The sequence below is a fragment of the Microbacterium sp. BE35 genome, assembly GCF_031457705.1.
Taxonomy (GTDB): Bacteria; Actinomycetota; Actinomycetes; order Actinomycetales; family Microbacteriaceae; genus Microbacterium; species Microbacterium trichothecenolyticum.
Genome location: NZ_JAVDXD010000002.1, coordinates 145,628 through 158,392 on the forward strand (window position 1 = coordinate 145,628; position 12,765 = coordinate 158,392).

General features: G+C 71.0%; 9 protein-coding genes. All 9 read right to left on the bottom strand.

Annotated features, from left to right (window positions below):
* Positions 1-4 precede the first annotated feature (4 nt).
* Positions 5-346 carry a cupin domain-containing protein gene (locus tag J2Y46_RS06955; protein ID WP_045301362.1) on the bottom strand — a complete coding sequence of 114 codons (342 nt, stop codon included), beginning with the start codon at positions 344-346 and terminating at the stop codon, positions 5-7.
* Entirely contained in the window at positions 343-1,773 is a 1,431-nt protein-coding gene (locus tag J2Y46_RS06960; protein ID WP_310241263.1) for an FAD-dependent oxidoreductase, read from the bottom strand. Before J2Y46_RS06960 ends, J2Y46_RS06955 begins: the two co-directional genes overlap by 4 nt.
* A gap of 112 nt (positions 1,774-1,885) precedes the next feature.
* Positions 1,886-2,443, bottom strand: coding sequence for a cysteine hydrolase family protein (locus J2Y46_RS06965; RefSeq protein WP_045301366.1), 558 nt, complete (start codon positions 2,441-2,443; stop codon positions 1,886-1,888).
* Between the two features lie 28 nt (positions 2,444-2,471).
* Entirely contained in the window at positions 2,472-3,392 is a 921-nt protein-coding gene (locus J2Y46_RS06970) for an ABC transporter permease (protein ID WP_310241265.1), read from the bottom strand.
* Complete coding sequence (locus J2Y46_RS06975) at positions 3,389-4,339, bottom strand: ABC transporter permease (RefSeq protein ID WP_310241267.1); 951 nt, start codon at positions 4,337-4,339, stop codon at positions 3,389-3,391. Before J2Y46_RS06975 ends, J2Y46_RS06970 begins: the two co-directional genes overlap by 4 nt.
* Positions 4,332-5,516, bottom strand: coding sequence for a PotD/PotF family extracellular solute-binding protein (locus J2Y46_RS06980; protein WP_045301370.1), 1,185 nt, complete (start codon positions 5,514-5,516; stop codon positions 4,332-4,334). Before J2Y46_RS06980 ends, J2Y46_RS06975 begins: the two co-directional genes overlap by 8 nt.
* Before the next feature lie 110 nt (positions 5,517-5,626).
* Positions 5,627-6,832 (bottom strand): ABC transporter ATP-binding protein, encoded by a 1,206-nt coding sequence (locus J2Y46_RS06985; RefSeq protein WP_310242322.1) that lies wholly within the window; start codon positions 6,830-6,832, stop codon positions 5,627-5,629.
* 307 nt (positions 6,833-7,139) lie between these two features.
* Complete coding sequence (locus tag J2Y46_RS06990) at positions 7,140-7,928, bottom strand: DNA-formamidopyrimidine glycosylase family protein (protein WP_045301674.1); 789 nt, start codon at positions 7,926-7,928, stop codon at positions 7,140-7,142.
* On the bottom strand, positions 7,921-12,714 hold the full coding sequence (locus J2Y46_RS06995; RefSeq protein ID WP_310241270.1) for an ATP-dependent helicase: 4,794 nt from the start codon (positions 12,712-12,714) through the stop codon (positions 7,921-7,923). The genes J2Y46_RS06990 and J2Y46_RS06995 overlap by 8 nt, the downstream gene beginning before the upstream one ends.
* Between the last annotated feature and the right edge of the window lie 51 nt (positions 12,715-12,765).

A 12,765-nucleotide genomic window follows, 5' to 3' on the forward strand; every position in this document is an offset into this window, starting at 1 on the left:
GGAGTCAGCCCGCGATGTAGACCTTGCGGAGCGTCTCGCGCACCGTCCACACCGTGCGCATGCCTGCTGTCAGACGCGCGATCGACCCCGGTCGGAGCTCGATCGGCTCGAGGGTCGGGTCGTCGAACGCCACGGTGGCCGAGCCGGACAGCACGACGAAGACCTCGTCGGCCTCGACGTCGGTCGACGCGCCCGGCGTGTGCTCCCACACGCCGAGCTCGGTCCCCCCGAACCCGCCGAGTTCGGCGAACCCCGTGGCAGGGGAGCCCTGCACCACCTGGTCGGCGGGCAGGGGCGCGAGGTCGAGCTCGAGGGAGGCGGCATCCGTCACGACCGCGGGGTTCATGAGTCGAACCCCAGGCCGAGCGCGTCGAGCGTCTTCAGCAGCAGGTTGCGCTTGCCCTTGTTGTGGTCGGCACGATCCAGTGACCAGCGGGTGGCGTTGATGCCCATCGACGCGGCGGGCTCGGGCGGGAACGGGAGCGGGCGCTTTCGCACCATCTCGAGCTGGGTGCGTTCGTTCTTCACGCCGTCGAGCAGGTCGAGCATGACGTCGCCGGCGAAGCGGGTCGATCCGACGCCGAGCCCCGTGAAGCCGGCGGCATACGCCACGCGGCGGTCGCGGGCGGTGCCGAAGAACGCCGTGAACTGGGTCGAGGTGTCGATCGCGCCGGCCCACTGGTGCGTGAAGCGCAGCCCCTCGAGCTGCGGGAACGTGGTGAAGAAGTGGCTTGCGAGCTTGGCCCAGGTCTCGGGCCGGTTCTCGTGCTCGGGATTCATCTTGCGGCCGTACCGGTAGATCGCGTCGTAGCCGCCGAACAGGATCCGGTTGTCCTTGGTGATCCGGTAGTAGTGGAACTGGTTCGCCATGTCGCCGATGCCCTGGCGGTCCTGCCAGCCGATCGATGTGAGCTGGGCGTCGGTCAGGGGCTCCGTCATGAGCACGTAGTCGTACACGGGGACCGTCATGAGCCGGTTGCGCTTGATGAGCGACGGGAACACATTGGTGCCGAGCGCGGCACGGGATGCCTCGACCCGGCCCTCGGGGGTCGTCACGACCACGCCCGGTCCGGTGGTGTCGAGGCCGCTGACGTGGGAGCGCTCGAAGATCACGACGCCGCGTTCTTCGCAGACCCGAGCGAGCTCGGCGGCCATGCGTGCGGGATGGACCATGCCGCACGCGTTCTTCTCCCAGACCGCGGCAAGGTACGTGGGGGAGTGGACCGATGCCTGGGCCTCGGCCCGGTCGAGATAGACCACGCCCTCTTCGCCCTCGGCGGCCCACTCCTTCAGCCACTCCACCTGGTGCGGCTCGATCGCCGGGGCGAGCTGCCCGGTGCGCTCGAACTGGAAGTCCATGCCGAAGCGGGCCTCGGACGCCTCGATCGCATCGAGGTTCTCGTGCCCGAGCCGGTCGAGCGTCGGCATCTCCTTCGGCCAGCGGGCCATGCCGTTCTCGTGGCCGTGGGTGAGGCTGGCCTCGCAGAAGCCGCCGTTGCGGCCCGACGCCGCCCAGCCGACACGCTGCGCCTCGACGATCACGACCTTCGCGTCGGGGTCGCGCTCGGTGGCGAGGAGCGCTGTCCACAGGCCCGTGTATCCGCCGCCCACGACGACGAGGTCGGCGCGGTGCGTGCCGACGAGCGCCGGCCGGTCGGGAAGGAGGCTCGCCGGAAGGTCGTCGCGCCAGAACACCGAGTGCTTCGTGTCGGCGAGGGAGTGCTGGACGACGGATGCTGCCGGCCGCTGTCGTTCGAAGACGGTCGTGCCCACGGTTATCAACTCCGATGCGGTGTGTGGTGCTCCCATCCTCGCCCGTCGGCCGGGTCGATGCGGGCCTGGCGTGTCGGAAGTTGTCGGGAGGCTCGGACAGGTTGTCGCGGCCTCAGCCGGCGACGAGCTCCCCGACGAGCGCGTCGACGTCGGCGACCCGGGCGTACGTGCCGTCGAGCGCCGCCATGAAGGCGAGGTGCACCTGGGCCCCTGGCACCGTGCGGCCGTCGTAGGCGAGGTCGGGCGCGGCGCACGCGTCCTGTGCGACGGCGACGTTGAAACCGAAGTCGGACGCCGCGCGCACGGTGGCGTCCACGCACATGCTCGACATCATGCCCGCGACGACGATCTCGTCGGCGTCCGCTGCGCGCAGCAGCGACTCGAGCCCCGTGCCGAGGAACGCGTTCGGCTGGTGCTTGACGATGACGTGCTCCTCGCCGTCGGGTGCGACCCGCGGATCGAACTCCACGCCGGGGGTCGCGGGGGCGAAGAACGCGGCATCCGGTGCGTCCCACACGTGCTGCACGTGCACGACCCGCTCACCCGACGTGCGGAATCCGGCGAGGAGTCGCGCGGCGGCATCGGCGGCGGAGTCCGGGTCGACGAGCGGGTGCCGCCCGCCGGGGAAGTAGTCGCGCTGGATGTCGATGAGGAGCAGGAGTCGGGTCACCGCAACAGCATAGGGTCGCACATCCGCATCAGCCGCCCGTCATCGTTCGCGCGATCTGCGTCGCGGAGTCGCCCGCGCGCTTGAGCACGAGCGCCACCAGGCCCAGCGCGACGAGGGTCAGCAGCAGCATGATCGTCGACACTGCCGCGATCTCGGGACGCAGGCCGGTCCGCAGTGCGCTGAGCACGTACACGGGCCACGGCGTCGTGCCCGACACCTGCACGAACGCCGCCACGATCGTGTTGTCGAGACTCAGCGTGAAAGCCAGCAGGAACCCGGCGAGCACCGCGGGCATCGCCAGCGCGAGGGTGATCCGGCGGAACGTCGTGAAGGGCGTGGCGTAGAGATCGGCGGATGCCTCCTCCAGCTGCGCGTCCTGCCCTACCAGCCGGGCGCGCACGATGTACGACACGACCGCGGTCGCGAACAGCGACGAACCGACCGACAGGCGCACGATCCCGTCGTTGAACATCGAGAGGCCGAGGTCCTGGCCGAGGAAGACCATGAAGGGCAGCAGCGCCACGGCGTCGACGATCTCCGGCGTGACCGACACCAGCAGGAGGAGCCCCAGGAACCACCACACCCACCTGCCCGGGTGCCGCGCCATCGCGATCCCGGCCAGGGTGCCCAGGACGGTCGCGATGATCGCCGCGATCAGCGCCGTGACGAGCGATACGCGCACGGCGCTCTGGATCGCCGGCTTCACCAGGATCGACGTGAAGGCGTCGAAGCCGAACCCGTCCCACACCGCCAGCAGGCGGCCGGTGTTGAACGAGTGGACGACGATCACGATGATCGGCAGGAACAGGAACAGCATCACGAGAAGGCCCCAGACGCCGAAGGCGGCGTCCGACCACGACCTGCGGCGGCGCCGGCGCGGCGCGGCGCCGCCGCGCGCCGCCCGGGCCTCCGCCTGGAGGATCGTCTCGGTCTCGGTCTGCGTGGTCACGTCGTGGCCTCCAGGATCGCGGCGGGGGCAGCATCCGTCCTCGCGGTCTCGGGAACCGGCCCGAGAACCAGCCGGCTGCGGGAGCGGAACGGCAATGCGACGAGCCAGATGATCACGGCGCACACCCCGATCGCCACCAGGACCAGAAGCATGAGCAGCACCGCCATCGCCGATCCCAGAGCCCAGTTCTGAGCGGTCTGGAACTGTCCGGCGACGAGCTGACCCACCATGTTGCCCTTCGCGCCGCCCAGCACCGTGGCGGTGATGTAATCGCCCATCAGCGGGATGAAGACGAGCAGCACGCCCGCGATGATGCCCGGCTGCGACAGCGGCAGGGTGACGCGGAAGAACGTCACGATCTTGCCGGCGCCGAGGTCCTTCGAGGCCTCGCGCAGCGCCGGCCCCACGCGGTCGAACGCCACGAACAGCGGCAGGATCATCAGCGGCAGGTAGTTGTAGACCACGCCGATGATCACGGCCGCGCGCGTGTAGAGGATCTCGAGCGGTCCGTCGAGCACGCCGATGGCCTGAAGGGCAGTCGACAGCCACCCCTCCGGAGCGAGGATCACCTGCCAGCCGATCGTCCGGACGAGGAAGTTCGTCCAGAACGGGACGAGGACGAGGGCGATCAGGATGCCGCGACGCTGCGGCTTGACCTTGAAAGCCATCCAGTACGCCACCGGCGCCCCGATCGCGAAGCAGAGCACCGTGCCGATGATCCCCACCCACAGCGTGTTCTGGAAGGTCGCGAAGAACGTCGGCGAGATGGCCTCGACGTACCGGTCGAACGACAGGACGTCATTGGCGTGGGTGCCGAAGACGCCGGGCTTGTAGCCGAAGCTGAACCACACGACCATGGCGACCGGCGCCACGAAGAAGAGGAGCAGCCACGCCCAGGCGGGGACCGCGAGGGCGGGCCCCACCGCACCGGTCGCGCGATTACGCACCGGCGGCAGCCTTCACCTCGTTGTAGATCTCCACGCGAGTGCTCAGCGAGTCGTTGAGCACCTGCTCGTGCATGCTCTCGAGCTGCTCGGGGGTGAAGAAGATCATGTCGAGACGCTCGACCTCGGCCTCCTCGGCCGCCCCCTGCATGTCCTTGCCGCCGACGTTGTAGCCGACCCACTCGAGGTTCAGCATCTGGTTCTCGGGGGCCATCGCGAAGTTGATGAAGGCGTGGGCCGCCTCGGGGTGGGCTGCTCCGGTCGCGATCGCCCAGTTGTCCATCCACAGCTCCGTCTGCGGGCCGGGCAGCACCCACTGCCAGCGGTCGGGCTCGGACGACTCCTGGATGCCGAGCCGCGCGTCGCCGTTCCACGCCATGAGCAGGGCGTGAGTGCCCTGGGGGATCGTGTTGGCGCCGGCCGAGGAGTCGAACGCCGCGACGTGGGGGGCGATCTTGTCGACCAGGAAGGCGCGCGCCGCCTCGAGCTCGTCGGGGTCCTCGGTGTTCCAGTCCACGTCGTTGGCCCAGAAGTAGGATCCGACGACGCCGGCAGGATCGTCCGACATCGCGGTCTTCCCGCTGGCCTCGTTCTGCGCGGCGTCGAAGTAGTCGGCCCACGTCGTCAGTTCGCGGGTGATCACGGTCTTGTCGTAGACGTAGCCCGTCGTTCCCCACGCCTTGCAGATCGAGTAGTCGTTGCCCGGATCCCACGCGCGGCCGAGGAAGGCGGGGTCCATGTTCGAGATGTTGGGAAGCAGGTCCTTGTTGAGCTTCTGCAGCAGTCCCTGCTCGATCATCTGCGGGATGAAGACGCCCGTGGGCACCACGATGTCGTACCCCGATGTGCCCTTCGCCGCGACGAGCTTGGCGATCAGCTCCTCATTGGATCCGTACGAGTCGAGCGTGACCTTCGGCCCGAGCTCGGCGCTGAACGCCTCGACGACCTCGGGTGCGTCGTACTCGGCCCAGGTGTACACCGACAGGCTGTCCTCGAGTGCTCCGCCGGTCGCCTGGGGGGCCGGCGCTCCGCTGCCGCCGGGGGAGCAGGCCGCCAGCACCGTGGCACCGCCGGCGAGTGCGGCGAGGCTCAGGAAGCGCCGGCGCGACAGCTCGCGCGCGATGAGAGGCGCCGCGCCCTCGGGGGCGAGGATGCGCAGCGGCGTACGAGGCTGGGTCATCGGGTACTCCTGGATTCGGGTCGGGAGCCGAGACGGATGCTGCGGCTACAGGCGTGCGACGGGCGTGCAGGTCGAGCGGTGGTGTGTCGGGAACGGTCGAGTCGTGCGGGTCAGGCGGTCGGCGGTGCGATGTAGCCGCCCTGCTGCGCCGCGTCGTCGTCGGCGGCGGGGAACAGCAGCACGTGATGCGCCGCCCACGTGCAGACGACGGGGTCGCCGATCGCGAGGGCCGGGGCATCCGGGGTCGGCCGCCGGACGATGAGGCTCTGATCGGCGCCGAGCTGCACCAGGTACTGCATCGTGTCGCCGAGGTGCGACAGGCCGATCAGCTCGCCTCGCGCGGTGTTGGCGTCCGCAGAGCCCGGGCCTGCGGTCGCCGAGCCCGCCGAGGGCGCCTTCTCGATGCGGATGAACTCGGGCCGCACCGCGGCCTCGCCGAGGTTCGTGGTCGTGAGCACCGGTGACGCGGCGCGCACGAGCGCGTGCGGCGAGGCGATCGCCGCCCCTGCCTCCGCGGCCGGTCCGCGGAAGAAGTTCTGCTGCCCGACGAACGCGGCGACGTACGCCGAGGCCGGTCGCGCGTACACGGTGTCGGCGTCGGCGAGCTGCTCGATGCGGCCGGCGCGCATGATCGCGATGCGGTCGCTCATCGAAAGGGCCTCGCCCTGGTCATGCGTGACGAAGACGAAGGTGATCCCCAGGCGGGACTGCAGCAGCTTCAGCTCGAGCTGCATCTCCTCACGCAGCTGACGGTCCAGCGCTCCGAGCGGCTCGTCGAGCAGAAGCACCGCGGGCCGGTTCACCAGTGCACGGGCCAGCGCGATCCGCTGCTGCTGCCCGCCCGACAGCTGCGTCGGCTTGCGGTCGCCGAACCGCCGCATCTGCACCATGTCGAGCGCCTGGGTGACGCGCTCGCGCACCTCGCTCTTCGGAGTGCGTCGCTGCTGCAGCCCGTACGCGACGTTCTCCGCGACCGACAGGTGCGGGAAAAGGGCGTAGGCCTGGAAGACCGTGTTGACGTCGCGCTTGTACGGGGGCGCGGCGAGCACCGAGCGCCCGGAGACGCGGATGTCACCGGCATCGGGGTGTTCGAATCCCGCGATCATCCGCAGCGTGGTCGTCTTGCCGCAGCCCGACGGCCCGAGCAGTGAGATGAACTCGCCCGGTTGGATCTCGAGCGACAGGTCGTCGACCGCGAGCTGCTCGCCGTAGTACTTGGTGATCCCCGCCAGAGTGACGGCCCCGCGTGCGCCGTCGCCGTCGGGGGGAACCTGCTCCGCCGAAGCCTGTGCTGCGGTCGCCGTGCCTGTGGACATCGTCACCTCGTGAGGGTCCTTCTGGTGCGGGCCACGCGACGATGCACGGCCTATCGGGTGTGGGGGTATTCAATATGGCGACGTAGACGCCCGCAACGGAACCGCGGCCGAACCGGACGATCCGGGCCGGTGCTGAGGTCCGGTGGGACAGATCGTCCGGGCTTGTGTAACGGTCAGGAAACCGCGGCGTTTCCGAGGTCGTACGACGCCGAGGGGCGCGTGCCTCGCTCCCGCGCGACACTTCGTCCGCCGGGCATCGTGATCAAAGCGTGCTGGAACCGCGGTTCAGCAGGGCCGGCACCCAGGCTCAGCGCTGGCAGGTCGGACACCAGAACACGATGCGCTCGCGCGTCGGATCGGCGCCCAGGCTGCCACCCCGGATCAGCGTGCCGCAGCGGCGACATGGTCGGCCCTCGCGGCGGTAGACCCAGGTCGTCCGGCCGGGGCGTGCGTCGCCGGTGAATGTGCGATCGCTGCGGTCGCGGTTGGCGCGTATCATGCGGGATCCGAGGTCCACGAGGGACGCGGCATCCGTCTCGCTCGCCGGCGTCGTCGGGAGGACGCCGCGGACGAACAGGATCTCGTTGACGTACTCGTTCCCGAAGCCGGCGACGTTGCGCTGGTCCTGCAGCGCGACGTGCACGGCACGGCTGTCGGCGGCGAGGTTCTGCGCCGCCGCCGCCGGGTCCCACGCGTCGGAGAGGGGATCCGGGCCCAGATAGCCGACGAGCTCGTCCTCGGCGGTCGTCGGCACGACCCTGATGTCGGCGAGGTCGAACCCCACAGTCTCCCACTCGGTGCCGTCAGGGGCGTGGGCGCCGATGACCGCCCGAGCCCGGAACCCCGGCGCCCGCCAGCGCTCGCCGCGGCGGTACACGTGCCACTCGCCCTCCATCTTGAGGTGCGTGTGGAGCGTCCACGGCCCGATGCGGTGCAGGAGGTGCTTGCCGCGCGCGACGACGTCATGGACGACATCGCCGGTGAGGTCGACCGTCGCCGCCTGCGGGACACGGAGCTCGAACCGCGTCACGGTCGCGCCGGCCAGCGCGGTGTTCAGTCGGCGGGCTGCCCGGAAGACGCTGTCGCCCTCAGGCACGGGCGCCTGCCCTGCCATCCGGCCCCTGAGCGCCTCCTGGTCCCTGAGCCTGTCGCAGGGCGTCGCCCGCAGTGAGACGGCGCAGCGTCAGTCCGCGCGGCGACTCGACGAATCCGGCATCGCGAAGCGTCTTGCCCACATACGTGCCGTACACGAACGCGCCGTTCACCTGCTCGATCGTGAGGGTGTCGAGGCGCCGCGCACGAGCCGTCGCCGCGAGGTCGCGGGTGGCGGCGGCCAGGGCCGCTTCGTCGCCCGTGAAGGCGAGGGCGGATTTCCCCCCACGCTCGAGGTACAGCGTGAGCGCGCCGTCGACTAACACGACGAGGGCACCCGCCTTGCGACCGGGGCGATGCGAGACGCCCTCCAGCGCCGGCCACGCGAGGGCGGCGCCGTAGGGGTTCGCGGGGTCTGTGGCCGCCAGCGTGACCCCCCGCAGCGGCGGCGGGTCGGAGAGCCCTGCGAACTCGCGGAGCCGGTCGACGGTGGCCGAGGCCGCGAACTGCGCGGCGCCCAGTTTCTCGATCACGTAGCCGCGACGGCAGTGGCCCGCTTCCTCGAACCCCGCGAGCACGCGATAGGTCTGGGCGAACCCGCCTGGCACGCCCTCCGACTGCACCGCGCCGCGCGTCACGACGCCGTACCGGTCGAGCAGCAGGCTCGCCGTCGCGGTAGCTCGCAGCGCGGCGTCGGGCTCGGCGGCGGGCAGTACCGACCATCGTCCGCCGATCGCCGGAGGACGCGCGGGGACGGATGCTGCCACCGCCCGCACCGCGGCACCCCGATAGAGCCGTGCCCGGGGTGTGCGGCGGCTCACGCGATGGGCCTGCGAACCGCCCGATACGAGTGCCCTGACCGGCGCGAAGGTGTCGTTGGTCACAAGACCCGCCCACGTCAGTCGCCACAGCGCGTCGACGACGGACTGCTCGTTCTCGGCGCCGGTGGCCTGCCGCAGCTGCGCGGCGAAGTACGCCCCGCCGCCGCCGAGCGCCGCGAGCAGCTGCGCGTCGAGCGAGCCGGGTGCGGTCTCGACGAGCGCGTCGGCAGCGCCGAGCGTCAGCGGGGCAGAATCAGCGAGGTGCAGGGCGATCCAGCCGTCGCGGCCGGGGAGACTGCCGTGCCCGGACCACACCACCTCGCCGGTGGCGGTGAGCTCGTCGAGCATGCCCGGCGTGTAGTCCGCGACGCGGGCGGGTAGGACGAGCGACTCCCACGCGCTCGCGGGGATCGGCACGCCCGCGAGCTGCTCGACGACCGCGGCGACGCCGTCGATCCCCTCGAGCGGTCGCGTCACGTGCTGCCACACCGGGAGGAACCGCGCGTACGCCTGCTGCGGCACGGGCTCTACGCTGCCGCGGATCGCCGCGAGCGAGCGCATGCGAAGGCGGCGGAGCACCTCGGTGTCGCACCACTCGGCCTCGTCTGCGCGCGCGGTCGTCGACGACTCCGGAAGGAAGAATCCGCTCGTCACGCGTCCCTGTGACTCGAGTCGCTGAAGCGTGAGTCGCGCGACCGCCACACCGATGCCCAGGCGGTCGGCCGCGGCATCCGCCGTGAAAGGTCCGTGCGTGCGTGCGTAGCGGGCCAGGAGGTCGCCGAGCGGGTCGGCCACCGGCTCGAGGAACGCGGTGGGGATGCCGACCGGCAGGGGGGCGCCGAGGGCATCGCGCAACCGGCCCGCGTCTTCGATCGCGGCGACGCGCGTGATGCCCGCGATGGTCACCGGGATCGCACGCCGCGCCGAGATGAGGGCGTCGAGGAGATCGGACGCCTCGACCTCAGGGCTCGGGTCGAGGCGGGCGGCGACGTCGGCCGCGTCGAGCGGACCGAGCAGACGCAGGAGGTCGGCGACGCCCTCGAGCCCCCGGGCGCGGCGCTCGGGGTCGAGGCGCTGGGCCTCGCGCTCGAACTGTGCGATCACGTCGGGGTCGAGCAGCTCCCGCATCTCGACCTTGCCGAGCAGCTCGGACAGGAGGGCGGGGTCGACGGAGAGCGCCGCCGCGCGGCGCTCGGCGAGCGGCGAGTCGCCCTCGTACATGAACGCGCCGACGTAGCCGAAGAGGAGGTCGCGCGCGAACGGCGAGGGCTGGGCGGGCTCGGTCTCGATGAGCCGGATGCGCCGCTCGCCGATCCCGCGCATGAGGCGCAGGAGGGACGGCACGTCGTAGACGTCCTGCAGAACCTCGCGGAGGGTCTCGAGGATGATCGGGAAAGTCGGGTAGCGGCGCGCGACCTCGAGCAGCTGCGCCGATCGCTGCCGTTGCTGCCACAGCGGCGTGCGCTTGCCGGGGTTGCGGCGCGGCATCAGCAGCGCGCGGGCTGCGCACTCGCGGAACCGGGAGGCGAACAGCGCCGAGCCGCCGACCTCCTCGGTCACGATGTGGTCGAGTTCGTCGGGATCGAAGACGAAGAGATCCGCGCCCGGTGGCTCGGCGGTGGCATCCGGAATCCGCGCGATGATCCCGTCGTCGCTCGCGACCGCCGATCCGTCGACGCCCAGCCGCTCACGGATGCGGGCATTGACCGCGAGCGCCCACGGCGCGTGCACCTGCATGCCATACGGCGAGTGCAGGATCACGCGCCAGTCGCCGACCTCGTCCCGCCCCCGTTCGACGGTGAGCTGACGATCGGTAGGGAGCGTGCCCGTGGCTTCGCGCTGCTCGGCCAGATACGCCAGCAGGTTGTCTTGTGCGAACTCGTCGAGGCCGGCCTCGCGCAGCCGCGACTCGGCCTTGTCGGGCTTCGCCGCCGACACCTCCCGCGAGAACTTGCCGAGCGCCTCGCCGAGCTCGGCCGGACGGCCGATTCCGTCGCCGTGCCAGAAGGGCACCTTGCCGGGCTGTCCGAACGCGGGCAGCACGTTGACGCGGTCATGGGTGATCTCGACGATGCGCCAGCTCGTGGTGCCCAGGGTGAAGACGTCGTTGACGCGCGACTCGTAGACCATCTCCTCATCGAGCTCGCCCACCCGCGCGTTCTGGGATTCGCCCGCGATGAAGACGCCGAAGAGGCCGCGGTCGGGGATCGTCCCGCCGCTCGTCACGGCGATGTGCTGGGCGCCCGGACGCCCTGTGAGCACTCCGAGGTCGCGATCCCAGATGACGCGGGGGCGCAGCTCGGCGAACTCGTCGGACGGGAACCTGCCGGCGATGAGATCGAGCGTCGCCTCGTAGGCCGACCTGGGAAGCGAGCGGAACGGCGCGCTGCGCTTGAGCGTCTCGTACCAGCCCTCGACGTCGACGGGGCCGATCGCGGCGGCGGCGACCGTCTGCTGGGCGAGGATGTCGAGCGGGTTCTGCGGGATCGCGATCGCCTCGATCTGACCCGCGAGCATGCGCTCGGTCACGATCGCGGTGTGCAGCACGTCGCCGCGGTGCTTCGGGAAGAGGGCGGCCCGGCTCACCTCGCCGACCTGGTGGCCGGCGCGGCCGATGCGCTGGAGGCCCGAAGCCGCGCTCGGCGGGGCCTCGACCTGGATCACGAGGTCGACCGCCCCCATGTCGATGCCGAGCTCGAGGCTCGATGTCGCGACCACGCAGCGCAGGACGCCGGACTTCAGCTCCTCTTCGACCTGCGCCCGCTGCTCCTTCGACACGGAGCCGTGGTGCGCCTTCGCCAGCACCGGTTCTGCGCCTGCGGTCGCGCCGGCCTGCGCCATCATCGCGGCGGGAACGGTCTGATCGGGGAGGTCGAGGCCGAGGCGCTCGGAGTAGATCTCGTTCAGCCGGCCGGTGAGCCGCTCGGCGAGACGCCGCGAATTGCAGAACACGATCGTCGAGCGGTGCAGCAGGATGCGATCGACGATCGCCTCTTCGACGTGGGGCCAGACCGACCCCGTCATCTCCGTCTCGCCGGCCCCGGAGGCCTGCGGTCTCGATCCCGAGGACTGTCCGTCGGCGAACCAGTCCTCGTCGATCTGCTCTTCGGCCGTGGCGCCCGGCTCTTCCCATGCGCCGTCGCCGTCGGAGCCGAACGGGCTCGGCGGCGGAGGCGGGTTCAGCATGTCTCCGATGGGCACGACGACCTTCATGTCGAAGGCCTTGCTGGCGCGCGGTGCCACGATCTCGACGGGCTCTGCACCGCCGAGGAACCGCGCCACTTCATCGATCGGGCGCACGGTCGCCGACAGGCCGATGCGCTGCGCGGGTGGAGCATCGGGTGCGAACGAGCGTCGCAGCGCGTCGAGACGCTCCATGCTCACAGCCAGGTGAGCTCCGCGCTTGGTGGCCGCGACGGCGTGCACCTCGTCGACGATCACGGTGTGGACGTCGCGCAGCGTCTCGCCCGCGCGGCTCGTGAGCATGAGGTACAGCGACTCGGGGGTCGTGATGAGGATGTCGGGCGGCGTCTGCACGAGCTTGCGCCGGTCGCCCGCGGGGGTGTCGCCCGACCGCACGCCGACGGTGACGTCGGGAACGCTGAGGCCGAGGCGCCGCGCGGACTGCCCGATCCCGACGAGCGGCGACCGGAGGTTGCGCTCCACGTCGACGCCGAGGGCCTTGAGAGGGGAGATGTAGAGGATCCGGGTGGCGGGGGCCGTAGCATCCCGTCGCTTCTTCTTGCCCTCGGGTGCCGGCGACGCCGGGCCCTTGTCGTGGAAGACGCGGTCGATCGCCCAGAGGAATGCCGACAGCGTCTTGCCCGAACCGGTCGGCGCGACGACGAGCGCATGCTTGCCGGCGGAGATCGCCTCCCACGCGCCCTTCTGCGCGTCGGTCGGGGCATGGAAGGCGCCGCGGAACCAGTCCTGCGTGGCAGGACCGAACCGCTCGAGGACGTCGCCCATCCCTCCATCTTCGTCGTGATCGCCGACATCGGGCCAGGTTCCGTCCAGGAC